The 22,738-nt window shown below is 71.9% G+C and carries 24 protein-coding genes; 6 read left to right on the forward strand and 18 right to left on the reverse strand.

Annotated elements, in window-relative coordinates; all coding sequences use genetic code 11:
• Nucleotides 1-11: 11 nt before the first annotated feature.
• From E1269_RS25975 to E1269_RS25985, 3 genes are all read right to left on the reverse strand, one after another.
• Complete coding sequence (locus E1269_RS25975) at nucleotides 12-1,871, reverse strand: hydantoinase B/oxoprolinase family protein (protein WP_131900050.1); 1,860 nt, start codon at nucleotides 1,869-1,871, stop codon at nucleotides 12-14.
• Nucleotides 1,868-3,943: a hydantoinase/oxoprolinase family protein gene (locus tag E1269_RS25980; RefSeq protein WP_131900052.1), complete on the reverse strand. Its 2,076-nt coding sequence runs from the start codon at nucleotides 3,941-3,943 to the stop codon at nucleotides 1,868-1,870. The genes E1269_RS25975 and E1269_RS25980 overlap by 4 nt, the downstream gene beginning before the upstream one ends.
• Before the next feature lie 116 nt (nucleotides 3,944-4,059).
• Nucleotides 4,060-4,401, reverse strand: coding sequence for a winged helix-turn-helix transcriptional regulator (locus E1269_RS25985; protein ID WP_131900054.1), 342 nt, complete (start codon nucleotides 4,399-4,401; stop codon nucleotides 4,060-4,062).
• Nucleotides 4,402-4,519: 118 nt separating this feature from the next.
• On the opposite strand from E1269_RS25985, the gene E1269_RS25990 reads away from it, so the two are divergent.
• Both E1269_RS25990 and E1269_RS33085 read left to right on the forward strand, forming a co-directional pair.
• A complete protein-coding gene (locus E1269_RS25990; protein WP_131900056.1) occupies nucleotides 4,520-5,401 on the forward strand; it encodes an LLM class flavin-dependent oxidoreductase in 882 nt (293 codons plus the stop codon).
• A 62-nt stretch (nucleotides 5,402-5,463) separates the two neighbouring features.
• Nucleotides 5,464-6,273 carry a MerR family transcriptional regulator gene (locus E1269_RS33085; protein WP_131900058.1) on the forward strand — a complete coding sequence of 270 codons (810 nt, stop codon included), beginning with the start codon at nucleotides 5,464-5,466 and terminating at the stop codon, nucleotides 6,271-6,273.
• 19 nt (nucleotides 6,274-6,292) lie between these two features.
• Here the strand turns inward: E1269_RS33085 and E1269_RS26000 are convergent, their stop codons facing one another.
• From E1269_RS26000 to E1269_RS26060, 13 genes are all read right to left on the reverse strand, one after another.
• Nucleotides 6,293-6,679 carry a type II toxin-antitoxin system VapC family toxin gene (locus E1269_RS26000; protein ID WP_131900060.1) on the reverse strand — a complete coding sequence of 129 codons (387 nt, stop codon included), beginning with the start codon at nucleotides 6,677-6,679 and terminating at the stop codon, nucleotides 6,293-6,295.
• Nucleotides 6,676-6,933, reverse strand: coding sequence for a ribbon-helix-helix domain-containing protein (locus E1269_RS26005; protein WP_131900062.1), 258 nt, complete (start codon nucleotides 6,931-6,933; stop codon nucleotides 6,676-6,678). The genes E1269_RS26000 and E1269_RS26005 overlap by 4 nt, the downstream gene beginning before the upstream one ends.
• A gap of 62 nt (nucleotides 6,934-6,995) precedes the next feature.
• Nucleotides 6,996-7,898: a carbon-nitrogen hydrolase family protein gene (locus tag E1269_RS26010; protein WP_131900064.1), complete on the reverse strand. Its 903-nt coding sequence runs from the start codon at nucleotides 7,896-7,898 to the stop codon at nucleotides 6,996-6,998.
• Nucleotides 7,899-7,929: 31 nt separating this feature from the next.
• Nucleotides 7,930-8,316, reverse strand: a complete 387-nt coding sequence (locus E1269_RS26015; RefSeq protein WP_131900066.1) for a type II toxin-antitoxin system VapC family toxin — start codon at nucleotides 8,314-8,316, stop codon at nucleotides 7,930-7,932.
• On the reverse strand, nucleotides 8,316-8,549 hold the full coding sequence (locus E1269_RS26020; RefSeq protein ID WP_131900068.1) for a type II toxin-antitoxin system Phd/YefM family antitoxin: 234 nt from the start codon (nucleotides 8,547-8,549) through the stop codon (nucleotides 8,316-8,318). The genes E1269_RS26015 and E1269_RS26020 overlap by 1 nt, the downstream gene beginning before the upstream one ends.
• A 98-nt stretch (nucleotides 8,550-8,647) precedes the next feature.
• Nucleotides 8,648-9,034, reverse strand: coding sequence for a type II toxin-antitoxin system VapC family toxin (locus E1269_RS26025; RefSeq protein WP_131900070.1), 387 nt, complete (start codon nucleotides 9,032-9,034; stop codon nucleotides 8,648-8,650).
• Nucleotides 9,031-9,288: a type II toxin-antitoxin system Phd/YefM family antitoxin gene (locus E1269_RS26030; RefSeq protein ID WP_131900072.1), complete on the reverse strand. Its 258-nt coding sequence runs from the start codon at nucleotides 9,286-9,288 to the stop codon at nucleotides 9,031-9,033. Before E1269_RS26030 ends, E1269_RS26025 begins: the two co-directional genes overlap by 4 nt.
• A gap of 43 nt (nucleotides 9,289-9,331) precedes the next feature.
• Nucleotides 9,332-9,964 (reverse strand): SRPBCC family protein, encoded by a 633-nt coding sequence (locus E1269_RS26035; RefSeq protein WP_131900074.1) that lies wholly within the window; start codon nucleotides 9,962-9,964, stop codon nucleotides 9,332-9,334.
• Nucleotides 9,961-12,366 carry an aerobic carbon-monoxide dehydrogenase large subunit gene (gene cutA / locus E1269_RS26040; protein WP_131900076.1) on the reverse strand — a complete coding sequence of 802 codons (2,406 nt, stop codon included), beginning with the start codon at nucleotides 12,364-12,366 and terminating at the stop codon, nucleotides 9,961-9,963. The genes E1269_RS26035 and cutA overlap by 4 nt, the downstream gene beginning before the upstream one ends.
• Nucleotides 12,363-12,875, reverse strand: a complete 513-nt coding sequence (locus tag E1269_RS26045; RefSeq protein WP_131900078.1) for a (2Fe-2S)-binding protein — start codon at nucleotides 12,873-12,875, stop codon at nucleotides 12,363-12,365. Before E1269_RS26045 ends, cutA begins: the two co-directional genes overlap by 4 nt.
• Nucleotides 12,872-13,765: an FAD binding domain-containing protein gene (locus E1269_RS26050; protein ID WP_131900080.1), complete on the reverse strand. Its 894-nt coding sequence runs from the start codon at nucleotides 13,763-13,765 to the stop codon at nucleotides 12,872-12,874. The genes E1269_RS26045 and E1269_RS26050 overlap by 4 nt, the downstream gene beginning before the upstream one ends.
• A 4-nt stretch (nucleotides 13,766-13,769) precedes the next feature.
• The gene (locus E1269_RS26055; RefSeq protein WP_131900082.1) at nucleotides 13,770-15,239 is read right to left on the reverse strand and encodes a uracil-xanthine permease family protein; all 1,470 of its coding nucleotides are present in this window, start codon (nucleotides 15,237-15,239) and stop codon (nucleotides 13,770-13,772) included.
• A gap of 256 nt (nucleotides 15,240-15,495) precedes the next feature.
• Nucleotides 15,496-15,771, reverse strand: a complete 276-nt coding sequence (locus tag E1269_RS26060; protein ID WP_131900084.1) for a hypothetical protein — start codon at nucleotides 15,769-15,771, stop codon at nucleotides 15,496-15,498.
• 239 nt (nucleotides 15,772-16,010) lie between these two features.
• Between E1269_RS26060 and E1269_RS26065 the strand changes: the two genes are divergently transcribed.
• Nucleotides 16,011-16,622, forward strand: coding sequence for a GNAT family N-acetyltransferase (locus E1269_RS26065; RefSeq protein WP_131900086.1), 612 nt, complete (start codon nucleotides 16,011-16,013; stop codon nucleotides 16,620-16,622).
• Between the two features lie 25 nt (nucleotides 16,623-16,647).
• On the opposite strand, the gene E1269_RS26070 is transcribed toward E1269_RS26065, so the two are convergent.
• On the reverse strand, nucleotides 16,648-17,070 hold the full coding sequence (locus E1269_RS26070) for a PPOX class F420-dependent oxidoreductase (protein ID WP_131900088.1): 423 nt from the start codon (nucleotides 17,068-17,070) through the stop codon (nucleotides 16,648-16,650).
• 129 nt (nucleotides 17,071-17,199) lie between these two features.
• Nucleotides 17,200-18,915, reverse strand: a complete 1,716-nt coding sequence (locus E1269_RS26075; RefSeq protein ID WP_131900090.1) for a PucR family transcriptional regulator — start codon at nucleotides 18,913-18,915, stop codon at nucleotides 17,200-17,202.
• Nucleotides 18,916-18,988: 73 nt separating this feature from the next.
• On the opposite strand from E1269_RS26075, the gene E1269_RS26080 reads away from it, so the two are divergent.
• The 3 genes from E1269_RS26080 to E1269_RS26090 are packed head-to-tail and all read left to right on the forward strand — an operon-like array spanning nucleotide 18,989 to nucleotide 22,708.
• Complete coding sequence (locus E1269_RS26080; RefSeq protein WP_131900092.1) at nucleotides 18,989-19,798, forward strand: oxamate carbamoyltransferase subunit AllH family protein; 810 nt, start codon at nucleotides 18,989-18,991, stop codon at nucleotides 19,796-19,798.
• Nucleotides 19,795-21,294, forward strand: a complete 1,500-nt coding sequence (locus E1269_RS26085) for an FdrA family protein (RefSeq protein WP_131900094.1) — start codon at nucleotides 19,795-19,797, stop codon at nucleotides 21,292-21,294. The genes E1269_RS26080 and E1269_RS26085 overlap by 4 nt, the downstream gene beginning before the upstream one ends.
• Nucleotides 21,287-22,708, forward strand: coding sequence for a YlbE family protein (locus E1269_RS26090; RefSeq protein ID WP_131900096.1), 1,422 nt, complete (start codon nucleotides 21,287-21,289; stop codon nucleotides 22,706-22,708). Before E1269_RS26085 ends, E1269_RS26090 begins: the two co-directional genes overlap by 8 nt.
• The last annotated feature ends 30 nt before the right edge of the window (nucleotides 22,709-22,738 follow it).

Consider the following 22,738-nt stretch of genomic DNA (forward strand, 5'->3'; position numbering starts at 1 on the left):
GAACGCGACCATCAGAGCCAGTCGACGTCCGCCGCCGCCCGGCCGCCGGCCAGCCGGGCGTAGCCGGGGCCGCGGTCGAAGAACGGTTCGTCGCCGCCTCGGGAAGCACGCATCGAGTCGCGCAGGGCCGCCGTCGCCACCTCGTCCACGGCCGGCTCGTCCGGCGTCCCCGTCGCCACCACGCCGTAGTCCGTGCGGGCGCCGTCGAAGGACACCTTCCGCCAGCGCAGGTCGCGCACCACCTCGTCGACCGGGCGGTCCAGCGGGTCGCCCCAGCCTCCGCCGCCGGTGGTGCGGATGCGGACGACCTCGCCGGCGCGCACCGGCTCGGCGTCGGCCAGCGCGTCGACCTTTCGCTCGCTCGGTCCACCGGGGTCGATGGTCACCGAGAACGGCCGCCCGGCGCGACCGCCGCGCACTCCCCAGCACGACAGGATCGACCGGTCCGCGATGGACATGAAGTGCCCGTCGCGCAGCATCCGCAGGTGCTTCTCGTAGCCGAGACCACCGCGGAACCGGCCGGGGCCGCCGGAGTCGACGGCCAGGCCCAGCCGCTCGACGACGAACGGGAACCGCGCCTCGCTGAACTCCGTCGGCAGGTTGCGCGAGTCCGGCACGACGTGGATGGTGTCCTCGCCGTCGGCGTAGTACCGCCCGCCGGAGCCGCCGCCGAGCACCTCGCGCATCAGGTACGGCCGGCCGTCCAGGCCCTGCCCGTACACGCCGGTGTAGCGGATGGTCTCCTGGTCCGCGGGCATGTAGCCGTCGACGGCCTTCGCGACCGCACCCGCGAGCACGCCGAGCAGCCGCAGGATGACGAACGTGCGGGCGTTGGTCGGCGCCGGGAAGACCGGGGTGAGCAATGTGCCCGGCGGCGGGAAGCGCAGCTCGATCAGCGGTACGACGCCCTCGTTGACGTCCAGCTCGGCCATCCGTTCCGGCGAGTCGGCGAGGTTACGCAGGATCGGCGCAAGCCACTTCTTGAGGAACACGCCGTCGGCGTAGTCGCCGCAGTGGTTGATCGGGCCTCTGGCCTGTGGTCCCGTGCCGGTGAAGTCGATGACCAGCCGGTCCGGATCGGTCTGGCGAACGAGCGTGATGCGCTGGGTGTGCAGCCTCGGTTCGTCGACGCCGTCGTGCTCGGCGTAGTCCTCCCACGTGTAGGTGCCGGGCGGGATCTTCGCCAGCACCTCGCGCCGGAACGTCTCGGTGGTCTGGTCCAGGATCGCGTCGAAGCACGCCTCGACATCGGCGCGGCCGTAGCGCTGGAACAGCTCGGCCAGCCGGCGCGCCCCCATGAGGCAGGCCGCGCACTCGGCGTCCAGGTCGGCGGCGAGCGACTCCGGCATCCGCGAGTTGCGCGTCATGATCGTGAGCGCCGCCTCGTTCGGGACGCCCTGGTCCCACAGCTTGATCGGCGGGACCATCAGACCCTCCTCGAACACGCTGGTCGCGTGCGAGGGCATGGAGCCGGGGACGGTGCCGCCGATGTCGTCGTGGTGGCCGAACGCCTGGACAAAAGCAACAACCTCGGGGTCACCGGCTGTGTCTTCGATGAAGACCGGCGCGGTGACGCACAGGTCCGGCAGGTGCCCGATGCCGCCCTCGGAGAGGTAGACGTCGTTGTGGAAGAACACGTCGCCGGGCCGCATCGACTCGATCGGGTGGTCGCGCACCACCGGGTGCACCAGCGCCGAGTACGACCGCCCGGTGAGCTTGCGCAGCCGCCGGTCGTGGATGCCGGCGCGGTAGTCGTGAGCATCGCGGATCATCGGCGAGCGGGCGGTCCGGCCGATCGCCGTCTCGACCTCTTTCTCCACCGACGCGAGGTACCCCTGGACGATCTCGACGAGCACCGGGTCGACGCTCATGCGGCCACCTCCCGGGTGATCAGCAGGTTGCCGAACGGGTCGACGACGGCGCGGAAGCCTGGATGGACCGGGACGGTCGAGCCGAACTCCTCGACGACCGCCGGCCCGTCGACGACGTCGCCGGCGCCCAGCGCCGATCGGTCGTACACCGGCGTGTCGGCCCAGTCGTCGAAGCACACCGGCCGCGAGTCGCACGGCCGAGCACCGTCGCCGGCGCGCACGCGTTCCACCGGCGGGCGTTCGATCGGGCCGATCCCGGTGACGCGCAGATTCACCCACTCGACCTCCTGCCGGCCGTCCAGGGCGAAGTCGTAGCCGTAGAGCCGGCGGTGCTCGGCGTGGAAGGCCGCGGCGACGGCGTCGGCCAGTTGCACCGTCACCGGACCGGCCGGCACCTCGACCCGCACCTCGTAGGCCTGCCCGACGTAGCGGAGGTCCGCGGTCCTGGTGAATTGCCGAACCGACCGCTCGAACCCCTCGCGAGTCAGCGCCGCGTCCGCTTCGGCCGTGAGGTCGTCGAGCGTCTTGGCGACGGCGTCGAGGTCGAACCCCGCGTGCCGGGCCACCGCGGTGCGGACGTAGTCGTTGCGGACGTCGACGGTGAGCAGCCCGTACGCGGACAGGTTGCCCGGGTTGGGCGGCACGAGCACCCCGGACAGTCCCAGCACGTCCACCAGCCGGCAGGCCAGCAGCGGACCCGAGCCGCCGAACGAGACGAGGTGGAAGTCGCGCACGTCCAGGCCCCGGCTGACGGTGATGCGGCGCAACGCGTTGGCCTGGTTCCAGGCGGAGATCTCCAGGATGCCGGCCGCACAGCGCCGCATCGACAGGCCGAGCTCCCCGGCCAGCCGCGCGATGCCGGCGCGGGCGGCGTTGGCGTCCAGCGGGATCTCGCCGCCCAGCAGATGCGGCGGGATGCGCCCGAGCAGCAGGTGCGCGTCGGTGACGGTCGGCTCGGTGCCGCCGGTGCCGTAGCACAGCGGGCCCGGGTCGGCGCCGGCCGAGCGCGGCCCGACCTTGAGGGTGCCTTCCGGGCTGAGCCAGGCGATCGACCCGCCGCCGGCACCGACCGTGACGACGTCGATCATCGGGATCTTGCTCGGGTAGGCGCCGACGCTGCCCTCCGTCGTCAGCGCCGGGTGGCCGTCGACGACGACGGTGACGTCGGTCGAGGTGCCGCCGCCGTCAAGGGTGAGGACGCTGTCGAACCCGGCCGCTCCCGCCACGACGGCGGCACCGAGCGCACCGGCCGCGGGCCCGGACAGCACCGTCGAGATCGGCTGGTGCACCACCTCGTCGGCCGACAGCACCCCGCCGTTGGACTTCATGACGTAGAACGGCGGCGGCTCTCCCCCGGCGAGCGCGGCCAGCCGGGCGGCGATGGTGCGTACATAGCGACCGATGCTGGGCTTCACCGCGGCGTCGACGAGCGTCGTGACGCTGCGCTCGTACTCGCGGTACTCCCGCAGCACCTCCGCCGAGATCGAGACCACGGCGTCCGGGTGCTCGCGCCTGAGCACGTCACGCATCCGCAGCTCGTGCTCGGGGTTGGCGTAGGAGTGCAGGAAGCAGACGCCGATGGTGGTGATGCCGCGGTCGCGGAAGAAGCGGGCCGCGGCGACCGCGTCGTCATCGTCGAACGGCCGGATCTCACCGCCGTCGAACGCGAGCCGGCCGCGGACGGTGCGGACCCGGTCGGCCGGGACGATGCGCGGCGGCTTCACCCAGAAGTAGCTGTTCCCGTAGCCGTCGGGCACCGACTGCCTGGCGATCTCCAGGACGTGCTCGTAGCCCTCGGTGGTGATGAAGCCGAGGTCGTCGACCTTGCCCTCCAGCAGCCGGTTCGTCGCCACCGTGGTGCCGTGGCAGACGGCGGCGACGGCGTCCGGCTCGGCGCCGATCGCGCCGAGCACCTTGTGCACGCCGGTCATGAACCCCTCGGCCGGGTCGGGGGGCGTGGACGGCGTCTTCGTCGTGACGACCCGGCCGGTCCGCTGGTCGACCGCGACGACGTCGGTGAACGTCCCGCCGGTGTCGATGCCGATTCGGATGCCTGGCGACGTGGCGGGCATGCGGCTCCTCGCGCTGGGGGCTGTGCCGCCGATTCAACCCGCCGGCGACGGCGTCCGGCGTCGGCAACTGCTGCCAACGGTTCCGCGCCGGGCTTGTGCGGCGCGCCGCGCCGCGGTCAGGCGGGCCGGGTCTCCTCGATGCGCGTCATGTTCTCGTGGCCCCAGTCGCCCAGCGGCCGCAGCGCGACCTCCAGCGACCGGCCGAAGTCGGTGAGCGAGTACTCCACCTTCGGTGGCACCTGCTGGAAGACCTCCCGATGCACGACGCCGTCGGCCTCCAGCTCGCGCAGCTGCTGGATGAGCATCTTCTCGGTGACGGCCGGGATGCGCCGTTTCAGCTCGCCGAAGCGCAGCGGCCCCTGGTCCTCCAGCGTCCAGACGAGCACCGCCTTCCACTTGCCGCCGACCACGTCGATGGCGGCGTCGAGACCGCAGGTGTATGGCCGGTTGCGGGCCATGTCCGAGCCCCTTCCCTTACCAATTGGTGAGTACCTGACTTTATTGTCAGTACTTGATCATGCGCAAGTACCAACCGAGGATCGAGGAGACACCCCCCTGGACGACGAGAGGTGACGCATGAACGCGCACGACCGCCGGTTCGGCGTGCTGGTCCTGCCCGATGCCGACGCGCCGGCGCTGCTGGAGCGCTTCCGCCGGGTCGAGGAGTTCGGCTTCGACCAGCTCTTCCTGCCCGACCACATCGCCAACATCTTCGCCACCGAACCGCCCTGGCTGGACGGCTGGACCATGACGACGGCCGCGGTCATGGCCACGTCGCGAATCACCGTCGGCACTCTGGTCAGCAACCCGATCCTGCGGCCGCCGGCAGTGCTGGCCAAGGAGGCGCTCACCATCGACCGGCTCTCCGGCGGCCGGCTGGAGCTCGGCATCGGCGCCGGCATCGTGGAGTCCGACCATCACGGCACCGGCACGGCGCCGTGGTCGGTGAAGGAGCGGGTGGCCCGCTTCGGCGAGTACGTCCAGGTCCTCGACGAGGTGCTGCGCGCCGACGGCACGCCGTACTCGTTCGACGGCGAGTGGTATGCCGTCCGCGACCTGCCGACCGGTCCGGCGACCCTCCAGCGCCCGCGCCCGCCCATCGTCGTCGGGGGCCAGGCGCCCACCATCCTGCGGGTGACGGCGCGACGGGCCGACGTGTGGAACACCAACGGCCGCCCCGATGCCAGCGTCGAGGAGAACGTGGCGCTGGCCGCCGAGCACAACCGCCGCCTGGACGTGCTGACCGAACAAGGCGGACGCGATCCGGGCACGCTGCGCCGGTCGGTGTTGCTGTGGGCGAACACCGACGCCGTCACGGGCTCGACCCCGCTGGAGGAGCTGGTCGAGCGCTACACGGCTGTCGGGATCGACGAGTTCGTGATCTGCTGGCCGGACCGGGACGAGGACTACGGTCGGTTCGAACATCTCGCCACGACGATCATCCCCAAACTTCGCTGACGTCTCGCGGTTGACTCGTCCCCTGGGGAAGACTGGAGGCTCCCTTCCGAGAGGAGGTGGCGATGAACGAGCTGATGCCGATCGGCCGGTTCTCGCGGATGTGCTGGCTGAGCATCAAGGCACTGCGCATCTACGACGAAACCGGCCTGCTGCACCCGGCCTACGTCGACCCGGCGTCGGGCTATCGGTACTACCGCCCGTCGCAAGCGGCCACGGCTCGCGTCATCGCCACCCTGCGCTCGCTCGACATGCCGCTGGCGTCGATCCAGGAGGTGGTGACGCAGTCCGATCCGGACCGCGTCCGCGACCTCCTCGACTCCTACCGGCTGGTGCTCGAGCAGCGCATCGACCGTCATCGGCACATGCTCCAGCGTGTCGAGACCTTCATCCGGAAGGGAGCCGTCATGGCCTACGAGATCACCACCCGCGACATCGCACCCGCCGACGTCCTCGGCACCACCTATCCGGCGACGCTGGACTCGCTGTCGGAGACCAGCCAGGTCGCCTACCACCGGCTGTACGAGGCGATCACGGCGGCCGGTGCGACCCCGGCCGGCCCGCCGCGCATGGTCTACCTGGACCTGGCCGACGACACCTGGACGATCGAGGCGTGTGTACCGGTGGCCGGGCTGTCCGCGGCACCCGGCGGGTTCAGCCTGCACCGCATCGACGGCGGCCGGGCCGCGGTCACCCGCCACATCGGCCCGTACGAGGAGCTGGGCATCGCCTACCGCGAGGTCGAGTCGTGGCTCGACGCGCACGGGTTGACGTCGGCCGGCGCGCCGTACGACGTCTACCTCAACGACCCTGCCCAGGTGAACGACCCGTCCAAGCTCGAGACCGAGATCATCTGGCCGGTCCGGTCTGCGTAGTCGCCACCTGGACGCGCCCTCACCGAGGAAGCTCGAAGGGCGCGGCCAGACCGTCGAACATCGGGAAGTGCCGCACGTTCAAGGTGGCGAGCGGCACACCCCGGACACCCGCGGTCGCGGCGACGAGGTAGTCGCCGAGGCCGATTCCGCTGTGGCTGCGGCGGTACCGGCGCATCAGCTCGCCGGCCACCCTGGCGATCACTTCGGTGACCGGCTCGACCCGCAGTGCCGACAGCAAGCCCCACACCTCGCGACGCTCGGCCGACAGCATGCCACCGGTGAGCTCGGTCACCGTAACCGCGCTGACGAGGAGCGGACCGTTCGTCCGCATGTGGCGCAGCCAGTCGCGCGCCGGCACGACTCCTCGAAGGTGGGCGATGAGAACGTCGGTGTCGACGAGGATCACCCGGTGCGCTCCCACAGCCCAGCCAGGTGGTCCTCACGCTGGCCGGGCTCTCGCGGGGCGACTTCCGCGTCGCGGTACGCCCCGAAGGCCGAGTCGATAGCTGCCAGGTCGGCGACCAGATCGTCGTCCTCCCCGGCCAGCGCCCGGTCGAGCAGCCGCCGGACGATCTCGGCCCGCGACGTACCTTCCTGGGCCGCCAGTCGGTCGAGCGCTGACGTCTGCTGCTCGGTCAGGTAGAGGTTGGTGCGGTGCATACACCACAATATACACCACACCGACCGCCAGCCAGTCCCATGATCATCTGGCTCTCAGCTCGTCAGGCGTGGGGGAAGGTGGTCCGGGCGGGTGCCGCGAGGTCGTCGGCGTACCGGCTGATCAGCTCGAGGTTGCGGTCGGCGAGGTGGTCGAAACGCTGCTCGACGCTCGACCCGGGGGTGAGTGAGCGCAGTGCCGCGTCGGGGTCCAGGCGCGCGGAGACCCAACACTCGTGGCTGGCCGCCCGTGCGACCACCTCGGCCACCGGGGTGACGATCATCGAGTTACCGAAGTACAGCACGCCGGCCGGGTCGGTGCCGGTGCAGTTGGCGCCGACGACGTACACGTGGTTGTCGTACGCGCGGGCCCGGTTGGTCAGCTCCCACAGGTCCGCCGAGCGCAGCAGCGCCGACGGTCGCACGATGACCTCCGCGCCGCGCACGGCCGTGATGCGCGAGAGCTCCGGGAAGTCGCCGTCGAAGCAGATGATCATGCCGACGCGGCCGAGCTCGGTGTCGACGACGCACGGGTCGGTGCCCGGGGTCACCCAGCCGCCTTTCGAGGCCAGCTCGGTACAGAACGGGTGGGTCTTGCGATAGACCCCGCGGACCTCGCCGTCCGGGCCGGCCAGCACGGCGCAGTTGTAAACGATCCCCCGCTCGGCGCCGCGTTCGTACGTGCCCCAGACCAGGTGCACGCCGAGTCGGCGGGCGACCTCCCGGAACGGCTCGTTCAGCGGGCCAGGCACGTCGTCGACCAGGTCCCACAGGCGCGCGGGGTCGAGGCCGCCGGGTGTGAATCCGGTCGTGACGGACTCCGGCAGCACCACCAGCTCCGCGCCGGTGTCGGCGACGCAGCGTTCGACGTAGTCGATGGCGTGCTCGATGTTCGCCTTGACGCTCTGCGCGGTCAGGGGCTCGGCCAGCGGCCGCACCTGGACCGCCGCCGCGGTGAAGCTCCGCATGATCAGTCCTCCCGTGTCGACGCAACGCGCCTTACCACAAGGTAGCCACACCGAACTGCTCGAAAGCGTCGTCCAGCGTCACCAGCCGCAGAATCTCGAGCTCACTCTGGGCGGCCAGCATACGGTCGAACGGGTCGCGATGAGCGACCTCGTACCCGCCAGCGCGCAGACTGTGCAGATGCGTGACCGGCAGGTTGGCGAAACCGTCGGCCGCGACCAGCTCCACGTACCGCGCGGCCGCTTGCGGCACGTCGTCGAGCTTGCCCAGCCGCTGCTTCGTGGCAATCTCCCAGGCCGATGCCGCGCTGACGAAGACCTCGTTCACTTCGTCACCGATGGCCGCACGAGCCTTCGGCGACAATCGGTCGTCGTCGGTGAACCACCACAACAAGGTATGTGTGTCGAGAAGAAGCTGCATCAGGCGTGATCCCAGGCGTCGAGTTCATCGGCGGGGAGCGGTTCGAAGAACTCATCGCCGACGCGTCCGGAGAGTCGCCCGGGCTGACGATTCGCCGGCGCTGTTGCGAGCGGCATGAGCCGGGCGTACGGCTTACCGGCCTTGGCGACGATGATCTCCTGCCCAGCATGCGCCTGCTCCAGCAACTTGGAGAAGTTGGTCTTGGCCTCGTGAACGTTGACGACCGGGCTCATCTGGCTACCCCTCCGATTGGACTAAGTCATAGGACTTAGTCCAATTCTAGCCGGGTTCGTCGTGCCGCCGCCAGCGGCGATCGGCTCCCAGTCCGGCGTTAGGCCTTGAGAACGGGCACGTCGTAGCCGTGTATGGCGGTGTCGCGGCTTACCAGGGTCAGGCGTTCCACCCGCGCCTGAGCGACCAGCATCCGGTCGAACGGGTCACGATGGTGCGGTGGGAGTCGCCCCGCCTCGATCGCGTGGTCGAATCTGACGGGCAGCTGGTGCAGGTCACTGTCGCGAATCTCTTCGGCGAGGTCGACCGGAGACGTCAGCTTGCCGATGCTCTGCTTGATCGCGACCTCCCACCCGGTCACCGCGCTCACGTAGACCTCGAGCTCCTCGTCGATCGCCGCTTTGAGGTCGTCGGCGAGGGTCGGATCGTCAGCCAGCCACCACAGCACCACGTGGGTGTCGAGCAATAGCCTGGCGCGTGCTGTCATGGCCGCGGCCCGAAGTCGGCGCCGATGGCGTCATTGACCTCGTCGGAGTCCCAGTCGTCGGCCAGCTCGATCCGGCCGGCCAGCGAACCGCGCTGCCGCCGCCGCGCATTGGCGGGCAGCGGCACCACCTTGGCCACCGGAACTCCGGCCCGGCTGATGACCACCTGCTCGCCCCGTTCGACCCGCTCGATGATCCGCGACAGCTGGGTCTTGGCCTCGTGGATGTTGTACTGCACCGCTGCCTGCTCTCCCATGGCACCAGTTTAGCTAAGTTAGCTTAGTCCGCCAGTTCCGACCTCACCTCCGCGAACGCGCCCCCAGCCAGCCGCCGACGGCGACGCCGGCCAGCGCGACGGCGGCACCGACGAGCACGCCGCGGACGAAGTCGCCCGACGACGTCGCCGCCGCGGGCGGGGCGTCGTAGTAGACGCCGGGCATCGCGGCACGACCAGCCGCTTCGACCGGCTCGGCGGGCACCGCCTCTGCGACGCGGCCGGTCAGGATGTCGTCGACGGCGGCGAAAAACTCCCCCGCGGTCTTCTTGGCCACCCCGGCGAGCATGCGCTGCCCGACCCCGCCGATCATCCCGCCGACGATCGCGTCCGCGTCGTACTCCAGGCGGGTGGCGCCGTCGCCGTCGTCGGAGAGCCGGACCAGGACGTCCGCGCTCACCGTCCCGGGCGCGCCGGAGCCCGACGCCGACATGACGAACGACGCCGGCTCGTGCCGGTCGTGCAGGGCGACGTCCCCGGCGTAGGTGCCCTTGATCGAGCCGACGCCCGCGGTGACCGTCATCCGGTAGCGGTCCGGGCCGTCCGCGTCGAGCCGCTGGCAGCCGGGGATGGTCCGCACCAGGATCGCGGGATCGTTGAGCGCCTCCCACACCGCGTCGCGCGGCGCGTGCAGGACGGCGGAACCGGTCACCTTCATCGGGCGGGACCTCCCTCACTCGAGTGCCGCAGACGCAGCTCGTGCAGGTCCGACGGCGAGATCGGCATGCGCGTGACCGCGAACCCCTCGGCGTCGGAGACGGCCGACGCGATCACCGCGGACACCGGGATCACGCCCGCCTCGCCGGCGCCCTTGATGCCCAGCGGGTTGAGCGGCGACGGAGTCTGTTGGTGATCGGTCTCGACGACCGGGACCTCGGTCGAGTACGGCATCAGGAAGTCCATGAACGACGCGTTGAGCAGCTGGCCGGCGTCGTCGTAGACCATCCGCTCGTACAGTGCTCCCCCGACGCCCTGGGCGACCCCGCCGTGGATCTGCCCCTCGACGATGCGCGGGTTGATCAGCGTGCCGCAGTCGTGCACGACGCAGTAACGCAGGATGGAGATCTCGGCGGTGTCCGGGTCGGTCTCGACGATCGCGGCGTGCATGCCGTTGGCGAATGTCGAACGCGGCGGCGAGTAGTACCCCGTCTCCTCCAGCCCCGGCGAGTCGCCCTCGGCCACCGGCGGCTTGCTGACGTCGACCGGCCCGCCGAACTGGGTGGCCCGCTCGGCCTCGCGGTCGAAGGCGTAGCGCAGCGGGTTGGCGAGGACGGCGACGGTGGCCAGCGGGATGCTCGTGCCGGGCGCGCCCGGCGGCGAGCCCACCACGCGCACCGTCCCGTCGACGATCTCCAGGTCGCGCGCGTCGGCCTCCAGCGCCTCGCCAGCCACCCGCAGCGCCTTGTCGCGCACCTTGCGCGCGGCGATGGCGATGGCGTTGCCGCTCATGACCGCCGCGCGGGAGGCGAAGGTGCCCACGGCGTAGCCGAAGCGCCGGGTGTCGCCGGTGGTCACTGCGACCCGCTCGATCGGCACCCCCAGTTCGGCCGCCACGACCTGCGCGAACACCGTCTGGTGGCCCTGGCCCTGGGTGGTCAGCCCGGTGGCGACGACGACCGTGCCGTCGGTCTCGACCTTGACGAAGCCACCCTCGTACGGACCGACGCCGGTGCCCTCGACATAGCAGCCGATGCCGATGCCGACCCGCCGGCCGGCGGCCCGCGCCTCGGACCGGAACGCCGCGAAGTCGTCCCAGCCGACCAGCTTCTTGATCTTCTCCAGCGTGGCCGGGTAGTCGCCGGAGTCGTAGATGAGCGGCCGGCCGTCCTGGAAGGTCAGGCCGTGGTCGAAAGGCATCTCGTCGGGCTGGATGAAGTTGCGCTCGCGCACCACCGTGCGGTCCACGCCGAGGTGCTCGGCGATGGCGTCCATGGTCCGCTCCATCGCGAAACAGCCCTGCGGCCGGCCGGCGCCGCGGTACGGCGTGACCGTGACGGTGTTGGTGTAGAGGCTGAAGAACTCGGCACGGTACGCCCCGGGCTTGTACGGCCCGAGCAGCTGCGTCGTCGTGATGATCGGGACGATGATGCCGTACGGCGTGTAGGCGCCGTTGTCGTGCCACACCGTGACGTCGAGGCCGAGCAGCCGCCCTTCGTCGTCGAACCCGACCCGGACGTGCTGGAGCTGGCCGCGCTCGTGGGTGGCCGAGACGAAGTGCTCGCGACGGTCCTCGGTCCACTTGACCTCGCGGCCGAGGCGGATCGCCGCCCACGGCACCAGCACCTCCTCCGGCCACGGGTGCATGATCTTCACCCCGAAGCCGCCGCCGACGTCGGGCGCGATGACCTCGACGCGGTCCGGCGGGAGGCCGAGCTTGGCCGCCAGCGCCGCCCGGACCGAGGTAGAGGCCTGGGTGGACGTGTATACGCGCAGGCTGTGGTCGTCGGCGTCCCACCGCGCGTGCACGCCGCGGCCCTCCAGCGGCGTGGACGCGCTGCGCTCGATGGCCAGATCGAGCTCCAGGACGTTCGGTGCGGCATCGATGGCCGAGCGGGCGTCGCCGTTCTCCTGCACCAGGTGGGCGGAGACGTTGCCGGGGACGTCGTCGTGGACCAGCAGTGCCGCGTCGCGGGCCGCCTCGATCCCGACCACCGGGGGCAGGAAGTCGTACCGGACCCGGATGCGCTCGCAGGCGTCCTCCGCGACGTACCTGTCGGTGGCCACCACCATGACGACGGCCTCGCCGACGTGGTTCACCTCGTCCTTGGCCAGCGCGTACGGCGTGCGGCCGTGCGTGAGCGCCTCGTGCGGGATGAGCAGCGGCAACGGCTCACCGACCCGCCCCTCCAGGTCGTCGTGCGTGTAGATGGCGACCAGGCCGTCCACGTCGAGTGCCTCGGTGACGTCGACGTCGACGATCCGGGCGTGCGCGTGCGGGCTGCGCACGAACGCCGCGGCCAGCGCGCGGTGCCCGATGTCGTCGAGGTAGCGACCCTGTCCGGTCAGCAGCCGGGGGTCCTCGCGTCGGGCGATCGGCTCACCGAGCATGGACGTCGTCACGGCGCGGCCTCCGCGGCGGCTTCCGTGCTGCCAGTGCGGAGCTGCGCCGCCCGCAGCACCGAGGCCACGATGTTCTGGTAGCCGGTGCAGCGGCACAGGTTGCCGGCGATGGCCTCGCGCGCCTCGTCGGCCGTCGGCTCCGGGTTCTCGTGCAGGTAGGCCGTGATGGTGGTGACGAAACCGGGCGTGCAGAAGCCGCACTGCAGGCCGTGGCAGTCGCGGAACGCCTGCTGGACCGGGCCGAGCTCGCCGTCGGGCCGGGTGCAGCCCTCCACGGTGGTGACCTCCTCGCCGTCGACGGTGACGGCGAACTGCAGGCAGGAGCGGATTGGCCGGCCGCCGACGAGCACCGTACAGGCGCCGCAGACTCCGTGCTCGCAGCCGACGTGGGTGCCGGTCAGTTCGAGGTCGTGCCGGAGGAAGTCCGACAGCAGCCGGCGCGCCGGCACCGTCGCCGACCGGTGCACGCCGTTGACCAGCAGCGTAACCTCGTAGAGCTGCTCGCTCACACAGCCACCTCCGTGGCGCGGCGCGCCGCGGTGCGCAGGGCCCGCTCGGTGAGCACGGCCGCGAGCTGCCGACGGTAGCCGGCCGTCGCGTGGATGTCGTCGTCGGGGTCCAGGCGCCAGGCCGCCAGCCGCCCCGCGGCCGCCCAGCCGTCGTCGTCGGCCCTGGGGTCCTGGCCGGCCACCGGCTCGGTGAGGTCGAGCACCGTCGGCACCGGCCCCATCGACACGTAGACCGCCCGCGCGGCGACCACCCGATGGTCGTCGCCGAGCCTGACCAGGACCCCGACCCCGCACACCGCATAGTCGCCGTTCCGGCGAGCCAACTCCGTCCAGGCGGTCCCGGTACGGCCCTCCGGCACCGGGAACGCCACGGACGTGACCAGCTCGTCCGGAGCGGCGGACGTCTCCATCGGCCCCGTCGTGAACTCGGCGGCGGCGACCGTCCTGGTGCCGCGGGCCGACCTCAGCTCGACCGTGCCGCCCAGCAGCGCGAGCACCGCGCCCATCTCACCGGACGGGTCGGCGTGCGCGATGCTGCCAACGGTGGTGCCGCGGTTGCGGATGGTCGGGTGCGCGACCGTGCGCAGCGCCTCGCGCAGCAGCGGCAGTGCCGCGTGGGCCGCGGCGTCGTGCTCGACGTCGGTGTGCCGGGCCAGCGCACCGACGACGACGGTGCGCCGGCCGCCGTCGTCGTCGACGCGGACGTAGGCGAGCTCGGTGAGCCGGTTGACGTCGACGAGGTGGGCCGGCGCGGCCAGCCGCATGTTGAGCATCGGCACCAGGCTCTGGCCGCCGGCCAGCACCTTGCCCGCGGGGCTCACCTCGGCCAGCACGTCGACCGCCTCGGCGACGGTGGACGGCCGGTGGTAGGCGAACCCCGATGGCTTCACCCGCTCATCCTCTCTCGCCCGGCGGCGCCGCGTCGGGTGGTTCGGCCGCCGGATCGGCTTCGTCGCCGTCGGTTCGGTGCACCCCCGGCGGCCCGACGGTGAGGACGGCGCCCTGGCGCAGGTGCGCCGGGGCGACCGCGCGGGCCAGATGGTAGGCGATGATCGTGACCAGCGTGCCGAGCGCGATGCCGGAGAGCACGAAGTCGTCGGTGATCTCCAGCGACGTGTCGCCGATGGCGATGATGATGCCGGCCGACACCGGCACCAGGTTGACCGGATTCGCGAAGTCGACCCGGTTCTCGATCCAGATTCGGGCGCCGAGCAGGCCGATCATGCCGTACAGCACGACGGTGATGCCGCCGAGCACGCCGCCCGGGGTGGCCGAGATCAGCGCGCCGAACTTCGGCGAGAACCCGAACAGGATGGCCACCACCGCGGCCACGTAGTACGCCGCCGTCGAGTACACCCTGGTAGCCGCCATGACGCCGATGTTCTCCGCGTACGTCGTGGTGGGCGAGCCGCCGACCGAGGACGCGATGACCGTGCCGACGCCGTCGGCCGCGATCGCCTTGCCCATGACGGGGTCGAGGTCGCGCTCGGTGATCTCGGCAACGGCCTTGACGTGGCCGGCGTTCTCGGCGATCAGCGCGATGACGGCCGGCAGCACCAGCAGGATGAACGTGACGCTGAAGCTCGGCAGGTGCCAGCCCGGGACCTCGAGCCCCTGGGCGTCGACGAACGTCTCGTCGGGGAACCCGAACCAGTCCGCCTCGCGGACACCGTCGAAGTTCACGCGGTCGTGCGTGGTGACCTCGCCTGCTGCCGCGTCGAACGACGTGATCTGGCCGAACACCCGGTCGAACACCCACGACAGCGCGTAACCGATCACGAGCCCGACGAAGATGGCGATGCGGCCGAGGAACCCGCGCAGCCCCACCGCCATGACGATGACCAGCGTCATCACGATCAGCGCGATCCACTGGTCCTGCGGCCAGTACGTGTCCGCCACCACGGGCGCCAGGTTGAATCCGATGAGCATGACCACCGCACCGGTGACCACCGGCGGCAGCACCCGGTGCAGCACCCCGGCGCCCAGGTAGTGGATGACGACACCGACAGCCGCCAGCACCGCGCCGGCCACCAGGATCGCGCCGGTGACGTCGGGCGAGTCGCCGCCCTGCTCCCGGATCGCGACCACGCCGCCGACGAACGACGCGCTGGTGCCCAGGTAGCTCGGGACCACGCCACGCACGATGAGCAGGAAGCAGATGGTGGCGATGCCGCTCATCATGATGGCCAGCTGTGCGTTCAGCCCCATGATCAGCGGGAACACGAACGTGGCGCCGAACATCGCCACGACGTGCTGCGCGCCGAGCCCGACCGTGCGCCCCCACGACAACCGCTCGTCCGGTCGGACCACCTCACCCGGTGGCGGCGTCTTCCCTTCGTAGACCACCTTCCAGCCCAGTGCCACGAACGCCTCCTCGAGGACGGCGGTGACCTGTGATCACCCCGGGGGACACGATGGGGGCAACTTAGGCACCCGGCGCGCTGGGAGCATGGGCACGAAGTGCCGAGGTGATCACTCGATCATCGGCAACCTCTGGGGTCGCGAGGTCGTGGGCCTGTTGAGGGCGCTGGGGTCGTGTCTGGACATGCCTGTGTGGCGGTGGGGTCGTGACGGACCCGTGGCGGGTCCCGGCGCTGGTGGCTGGTGGCCGGCGGAACCGTCACGCGGGCAGGCCGAGGCGCAGCTCCTCGGTGAGCGCCCACGCGACCTCCCGGGCGTCCTGCGCGGTGAACCGGCCGCGGGTGAAGTTGCGCAGCTCGGCCGCGGTGATGACCACCGTCCCGGACGCCTGTACCGCGGCCCGGTCGGACACGACCACGCGCCCTTCGGCGGTGAGGCAGAGTGCCGGCTGGTCCGGGCGCTGGCCGCGGTTGAGGCCGGCGTCCCACAGGTCGCGGATGTGCTCCGGCGTGATGATCGGCTCGGCGGCGTGCATCGGTCTCCCCTCGGCGGCTACGTATAGACATCATTGTGAGTGGTGTCGCCACTCGAATCAAGAGTTTTGAGTACCAAAACCTGATCGGCGATGATCGTACCAGCGAGTCCGTGCCTTCGTGGGCCATCCTCACCCCGGCTGAGTGCTGGGCCGGCGCCTCCGGCGATTGATCGATCCGGCCCCGGACGGCGGGCGAAATTGGAGTGCGACGCATCGCAGAGCCCACCTACGGTGCGGGCATGGAGCTGCGACCCGAGCTGCCGACCGACCACGACGCCGTGCGAGACGTGCATCTCGCCGCCTTCGGCGACACCGGGCGCCTGGTCGCCGACCTCACCGACGATCTCCGGTCACTCCTCCCGCCGGCCGGCTCGCCCATGCCGGGCAGCGCGGACGAGGCACGGCACGGCGCGCCGGGCGAACTGTCAGACGGCGGCGCCGCGGCCGGGTTGTCGCTGGTCGCGGTCGACGGCGGACGCGTCGTGGGGCACGTGATGTTCACGCGCTCGCTGCTGGATGCGCCCAAGCGGCTGGTCGACGTGCTCGTGCTGAGTCCGCTCGGGGTGCTTCCCGGCCGGCAGGGGCGCGGCGTCGGGACGGCGCTGGTGCGGCGCGGCCTCGAGCTCCTCCGCGGCACCGGGGTGCCGCTGGTGTTCCTTGAGGGGCACCCCGGCTACTACTCCCGCCTCGGGTTCGAGCCCGGCGGCGAGCTCGGGTTCTGCAAGCCGTCGCAGCGCATCCCGGACGCGGCGTTCCAGGTGCACCGGTTGCCGGCGTACCGCCCGTGGATGACCGGCACGCTCGTCTACACCGAGATCTTCTGGCGGCACGACGCCGTCGGCCTGCGCTGAGACCGGCCGGCCGCGCCACCGTTGCCTACCGGTGGTGGTCCACGTCGGTGTTCGCCAGGCGGCCCCAACCGTGCCAGCGGTCGACGTCGATCCAGGCGCTGACGCGGCGGCGGTCGCGGGTGCGGTACGGCTTGCCGGTGTAGTGCCGGGCGAGCCGGTCGATGTCGGCGAGGTCGGTGTCGTCCGCCAGCTCGGCGACCCCGCCCTGCAGGCTCACGTGGGTGTACCAGCTGCGCTCGTCGAGGACGGTCAGGCTGACGCGGGGGTCGGCTCTCAGATGCTCCAGCCGCTTGCGCGACTCGTCGAGGTTGACCAGGATGCGTCCGTCGATCCACAGGTACCAGGTGGCGACGGTGACCGGCCCGGCCGGTCCGATGGTCCCCATGACCGCGGGGTTGGGCTTGGTGAGGAAGGCGCTGATGTCGTCGGGGAGTGGAGGTTTCGGCATGCCCCGATCCAAGCACCCCATTCAGCAATGATTCAGCAGGATTCCCCGAGCGTCACCATGATTGCGAGCATGATGTGACACGAGATCTCGTGCTGAACGTGATCATTTCGGGATCACCACGCCGGAGCGTCAGCTCAGGCCCCGCATCTGCAGCACCTTGAGCGCCAGCGCGAGGTCGAGGCGCAGCTCGGGGTCGGTGGTGAACGGGCCCAGGATGCGTTCCAGCTTGGTGATCCGGTACCGCAGCGTGTTGTAGTGGAAGTGCAGCTGCCGGGCGGCCTCGGCGACGTTGAGGTTGGTGTCCAGCAGCACTTTGAGCGTGTGCCGCAGGTCCTCCATCTCCGGGTCGTCCTCGGCGGCCAGGCCGTGCAGCGTCTCGCGGACGAAGCCGCGCAGCTCCTGGCGGTCTTCGATCTGGCTGAGCAGCCGAAACGACCCGAGGCTGTCGAAGTGCGCCACCGACCCCGATCCGTTCATCTGCCGACCGACGTCGACGGCGCGGCGGGCCTGCTCGTAGGCGACCGGCAGCCGTTCGGGATCGTCGACCAGCCGGCTCACCCCGGAGGAGAACGACCGCCGGCCACCGCCCCCGTCCCCGGCCACCTGGCGGACCAGCTCGTGCACGACGGCGTCGACCTCCTGCCCGTCGGGCACCGGCACCAGCGCGACGACCTCCTGGGTGAAGCCGACGACGGCGGCCGCGCTGTCGCGGCGCGTCACGACGCTGTGCCAGGCGACGCTGAACCTCTCTTGCACCGGCCGCAGCTGCAGCCCGGTGACCTGCGCCGGCCCGGTCTCCGGGTCGAGCTCGGCGACCACGACGACGACCGGGCGGTCGACGTCCCAGCCGAGCGACTCGCAGTGAGCGACGACCCGAGCCCGGTCGCCGGCCCGGCCGGCCAACACGTCGCGCAGGAAGTCGCCGCGGTACTTGCCCTCGACCGCGGTCACCGCGAGCTGCTTGTTCACGGCGAGCGCGGCCACGGTCGCGGCCCGCTCCAGGACGTTGACGTCGGCATCGTCGAGGGCTCGGTGCCGGGCGAAGGCCACGATGCGTCCGTGATCGACGCGCCCGGCGACGATGGGGACGACGGCGTGGCAGCCCGGCACGTCGGCGTGCTGGTGGACGCCGCCGGGCTCGTACTCGGTGCGAAACCGGCCCGAGGTGTCGAACGACGGCGTGTGGCGCCAGGCCCCGAGGTCGTCGGCGTTGCCGCCCTCGGCCAGCACCCGTCCGTCGGCGGTGGTGACGAAGACCGCGACGCCCAGCACGGCCGACGTCTTGGTAGCCAGCTCGGTCAGCCCGCCGCCCTCCAGCACCACCGACAGCAGCGCGTGGTGGACCTCCCACGACCGCTCCAGCACCGCGGCCTGCCGGTTGAGTACCCCGGTGAGCACCTGGTTGAGGATGTCGTCGAACCCGACCGCGTCCGGCAGCAGCAGCAACGGCATGCCGAGCCGGTCGGCCTCGGCGACCATCTCGTCCGGCAGCGCGTCAAGGTACCGGTGCAGCTTCACGCCCAGAGCGGCCAGCCCGCGCGCGTCCAGCTCCGTCACCAGCTCCGGCAGCCCCTGCGGTGTGTTGCGCAGCGGATATCCGGTGGTCAGCAGCAGCTCGTGCGGCTTCACCCAGGGCAGGATGTCGGGGACCTCCATGATGTTGGCCCGCTGCACCACCCGGCCGAGGCCCTTCTCACCGGCCAGCAGCCGCGCCCCGGTCATCGCCGGGATCTCCATGGCCTTGCGCACGGTCAGCCCGGGCACCGCGTGCGTCGGCCACTTGCCGTCAGCCGTCGCTGGCAACTCCAGCGAAGCCGGGGGCCGATCGTTGGCAAGTTTGCCCATGCGAAGACCGTAGCGTCCGGACTACGTTCGTGGCAGTCCCAGTTCGACGATCTTGGTGGAACGGAGGTGACCCGTGCCGGTCTCGACGGCACCGGACCTCGCGCCAGCGGTTCGGACGCCGATGCCAGGTGCGGCCAGCACCGCCGTCGCCTCGCTCGTGGGTGGGCCACGGCTCGCCGGGGAGGTCGTGGCCTCCACCCGCGGCCTGCTCGCCGCCGTGGTCGGCGGCGAGCTGGTGAGTGTAACCGGTACCGAGGCCGCCCGCCTGCCCTGTTCGGTCGTAACCGTGTCCCCGCCGCCGCCGGCCCGCGTGGGCGCGCCGGTCACGGCCGGCGGTGGGTCGATCGTCGTCGACGACGGCGTCATCGTCACCGCCGTGCGCTGGTGGCGGCCGCGGCCGGCTCGGCTCCCGGACGCCTGGCTGGCCGCCGGACGGGCCGTGCGGGCGCGCCGCCCGCACCTGGACCCCGTCGTCGGCGCGGCCGCCGACCGACTGGGCACAGCGCTGTCGGCAGCCGGTGACCTCGACCACGCCGTCCGCGGGCTGCTCGGGCTCGGCCCGGGCCTCACCCCCGCCGGCGACGACGTCCTGGCCGGGGCACTGGTGACGCTGGCGGCGCTCGGCGAGGCGCAGCGGCTGGACACCGCCGTCCGCGCCGCCCGTCCTTTCGACCGCACGACGGCGGTCTCCGCCGGGCTGTTCGCGCATGCCGCCCGCGGCCTGGCCGTCCCCGAGCTCGCCGACCTGGTCCGCGCGCTCGGCACCGCGGATGCCGATGTCGACGGCGCCCGGCGCGCGCTGTTCGCCGTCGGACACACCTCGGGTGCGGCGCTGTACCTCGGCGTGCTGACCGCCCTGTCCCTAGCCGGCCGGGCGCCATGACGCGTCACGTCGAGCTCCGTCCCGGCGCCTACCACGACTCGGTGACGCTGATGCAGGTCAGCCGCACCGTGGCGACCGAACCGGGGGTGGTCTCGGCGCTGGTCGCGATGGCCACGGAGCTCAACCTCGACCTGCTCACCGGCATGGGCTTCGACCGGCCGGACGGCGCCGGCCCCGGCGACCTGCTGGTCGGCATCGAGGCCAGCGACGACGACGCGCTGACCCGGGCGCTGGCGCGGCTGGAGGCGGCGCTCACCGACCGCACGCCGTCCGGGTCCGGTCCAGCCGCCGGTGCTGGCGCCGAGCCGGCGCCGCGCACCGTCGGCACCGCAGCCCGGCGCGCCGGCGCCACCGTAGCGCTGATCTCCACGCCCGGGCCGCATGCCTTCACCGAGGCCATGGACGCCCTGCACAGCGACCTCCATGTCGTCGTGTTCTCCGACAACGTCCCGGTCGAGCAGGAGGTCCGGCTCAAGCAGGAGGCCCGCGAGCACGCCCTGCTGGTGATGGGACCCGACTGCGGCACCGCCGTGGTGGGCGGCGTCGGCTTCGGGTTCGCCAACGTCGTGCGGCCGGGCCCGGTCGGTATCGTCGCCGCGTCCGGCACCGGCGCCCAGCAACTGATGAGCCTGGTCGACGGCGCCGGGGTCGGCATCAGCCACTGCCTTGGGGTCGGCGGCCGCGACCTGAGCTCCGTCGTCGGCGGCGCGTCCACGCTGGCGGCGCTGGACCTGCTGGCCGACGACGAGGCCACCGAGGTCATCGTCGTCGTGAGCAAGCCGCCGGCGCCGGAGGTGGCCGAGGCGGTCCGGCTGCGGGCGGACAAGCTGGACAAGCCGGTAGTGCGGGCGCTGCTGGGCCCGGGCGAGCCGGACCTCACCGCCGTCGCCGAGACCGTCGTCACCGCGGCTGGCGCGCCGTGGCGGCCGCCGCGCTGGTGGCCCGCCCCTGTCCCGCGCACCGGGTCGTACCCGACCGTCCGCGGGCTGTTCGCCGGCGGCACCCTCTGCGACGAGGCGATGCTCATCGCCAGCGCCGCGCTCGGGCCGGTGCGGTCCAACATCCCGCTGCGCCCGTCGTGGGTGCTCGAGCCAGACCTCAGCGGCTCCGGCCACCAGATGATCGACTTCGGCGACGACACCCTGACCCAGGGCCGCCCGCACCCCATGATCGACAACTCGCTGCGCATCGAGCGGCTGTTCGTCGAGGCCGCCGACCCGACCTGCGGCGTCGTCCTGCTCGACGTCGTCCTGGGGCACGCCGCCCACCCCGACCCGGCCGCCGAGCTGGCGCCGGCCATCGTCCGGGCCCGCAACCTCGCCGGGGCGCGCGGCCGCGACCTCGCCGTCGTCGTCGCACTCATCGGCACCGCCGACGACCCGCAGGACCTCCCCCGGCAGGCGAAGGCGCTGCGCGAGGCCGGCGCGTCGGTCCACCTGTCCAACGCACACGCCGCGCGGACCGCCGTCGACCTCGTGCGAGGTACCGATGACTGACCTGCTCGGGACGCCGCCACGGGTCGTCACCGCCGGCGTCGACCTGTTCGCTACGGCGCTCGCAGCGCAGGCGGTGCCGGTCACGACGGTGGAGTGGCGCCCGCCGCTGCCCGGCACCGAGCACGACCTGGCCCGGATCCTGGCCGACCCACGCCGGCCGGCCGCCAACGCGCTGGTGGTGTCGCGGATGCTCGCCGCCACCGCCGACCTCGTCGACGTCCGGCCGGCCCGCGAGGTGCTCGGCCTGCGCCCGGGTGAGTTCCTCCACGCCGGACCACCGCTGACCTGGGAGCGCGCGTCCGGTCCGATGCGCGGCGCGCTGATCGGGGCGATGCTGTTCGAGGGCCTGGCCGGCTCGCCGTCGGAGGCGGAGGCCGCGCTGGCGGCGGGTACCGGGATCGAGCTGACGCCGTGCCACGACCGCGGCGGTGTCGGCCCCATGGCCGGCGTCGTGTCACCGTCCATGTGGCTGTTCGAACTGTGCGACGACGTCCACGGCGGCACGTCGTGGTGCTCGCTCAACGAGGGCCTCGGGACGGTGCTTCGCTACGGCGCCTATGGCCCGGAGGTCATCGAGCGGCTGCGCTGGATGGCCGACGTGCTGGGGCCGGCGCTGCAGGCCGCGGTGCGCCGGCGCGGACGTATCGACGTCAAGGGCATCGTCGCGCAGATGGTGCAGATGGGCGACGAGGGCCACAACCGCAACCGCGCCGGAACCCTCATGCTGCTGCGCGACCTCCTGCCCGACCTGGTGGACAGCGGGACACCGTCGTCGCAGGTCGCGGACGTGGCACGGTTCGTCGCCGGCAACGACCACTTCTTCCTCAACCTCGTCATGCCGGCCGGCAAGCTGCAGACGGCGGCCGCCGCCGCTATCCCGGGCTCCAGCGTCGTCACCGTCATGGCCCGCAACGGCACCGACTTCGGCATTCAGCTGTCCGGCACCGGCCCGCGGTGGTTCACCGCGGCGGCCGACACCCCGTCCGGCCTCTACCTCGGCGCGTACGGCCCGGACGACGCCAACCCCGACATCGGCGACTCCGCGATCACCGAGACCATCGGCCTGGGCGGGTTCGCCATGGCGGCCGCGCCCGCCATCGTCCGCTTCGTCGGCGGCACGGTCCCCGACGCGCTGGCCACCAGCCGCCTCATGTACGAGATCACGCTCGCCGAGAACCCCGCCTACGCCTTCCCCATCCTGGAGTTCCGCGGCGCGCCGACGGCCATCGACGCGACGCTCGTGGCGCGGACCGGAATCCTGCCGCAGATCAACACCGGGATCGCCGGCCGGGTCGCCGGAACCGGCCAGGTCGGCGCCGGCCTCGTCAAACCGCCACCCGAGTGCTTCACCTCCGCACTGAAGGAACTCGCCGCCCTCACCCCGTCTGAACCCCCACCACCCTCGTCGAAATGATCACGTTCAGCACGAGATCTCGTGTCGCAC

The sequence above is a fragment of the Jiangella asiatica genome (assembly GCF_004349065.1).
Classification (GTDB): Bacteria; Actinomycetota; Actinomycetes; order Jiangellales; family Jiangellaceae; genus Jiangella; species Jiangella asiatica.

Bases quoted from the DNA above. Each gene is read 5' to 3' on its own strand.
- E1269_RS26030 (WP_131900072.1), bottom strand. From the start codon at position 9,288: ATGGGAGAGCAGGCAGCGGTGCAGTACAACATCCACGAGGCCAAGACC.
- E1269_RS26025 (WP_131900070.1), bottom strand. From the start codon at position 9,034: ATGACAGCACGCGCCAGGCTATTGCTCGACACCCACGTGGTGCTGTGG.
- E1269_RS26085 (WP_131900094.1), top strand. From the start codon at position 19,795: ATGACGCGTCACGTCGAGCTCCGTCCCGGCGCCTACCACGACTCGGTG.
- E1269_RS25980 (WP_131900052.1), bottom strand. From the start codon at position 3,943: ATGCCCGCCACGTCGCCAGGCATCCGAATCGGCATCGACACCGGCGGG.
- E1269_RS26015 (WP_131900066.1), bottom strand. From the start codon at position 8,316: ATGCAGCTTCTTCTCGACACACATACCTTGTTGTGGTGGTTCACCGAC.
- E1269_RS26060 (WP_131900084.1), bottom strand. From the start codon at position 15,771: ATGCACGCCGCCGAGCCGATCATCACGCCGGAGCACATCCGCGACCTG.
- E1269_RS25985 (WP_131900054.1), bottom strand. From the start codon at position 4,401: ATGGCCCGCAACCGGCCATACACCTGCGGTCTCGACGCCGCCATCGAC.
- E1269_RS26005 (WP_131900062.1), bottom strand. From the start codon at position 6,933: ATGCACCGCACCAACCTCTACCTGACCGAGCAGCAGACGTCAGCGCTC.
- E1269_RS26090 (WP_131900096.1), top strand. From the start codon at position 21,287: ATGACTGACCTGCTCGGGACGCCGCCACGGGTCGTCACCGCCGGCGTC.
- E1269_RS25990 (WP_131900056.1), top strand. From the start codon at position 4,520: ATGAACGCGCACGACCGCCGGTTCGGCGTGCTGGTCCTGCCCGATGCC.
- E1269_RS26010 (WP_131900064.1), bottom strand. From the start codon at position 7,898: ATGCGGAGCTTCACCGCGGCGGCGGTCCAGGTGCGGCCGCTGGCCGAG.
- E1269_RS26070 (WP_131900088.1), bottom strand. From the start codon at position 17,070: ATGCCGAAACCTCCACTCCCCGACGACATCAGCGCCTTCCTCACCAAG.
- E1269_RS26065 (WP_131900086.1), top strand. From the start codon at position 16,011: ATGGAGCTGCGACCCGAGCTGCCGACCGACCACGACGCCGTGCGAGAC.
- E1269_RS26035 (WP_131900074.1), bottom strand. From the start codon at position 9,964: ATGAAGGTGACCGGTTCCGCCGTCCTGCACGCGCCGCGCGACGCGGTG.
- E1269_RS33085 (WP_131900058.1), top strand. From the start codon at position 5,464: ATGAACGAGCTGATGCCGATCGGCCGGTTCTCGCGGATGTGCTGGCTG.
- E1269_RS26075 (WP_131900090.1), bottom strand. From the start codon at position 18,915: ATGGGCAAACTTGCCAACGATCGGCCCCCGGCTTCGCTGGAGTTGCCA.
- E1269_RS26020 (WP_131900068.1), bottom strand. From the start codon at position 8,549: ATGAGCCCGGTCGTCAACGTTCACGAGGCCAAGACCAACTTCTCCAAG.
- E1269_RS25975 (WP_131900050.1), bottom strand. From the start codon at position 1,871: ATGAGCGTCGACCCGGTGCTCGTCGAGATCGTCCAGGGGTACCTCGCG.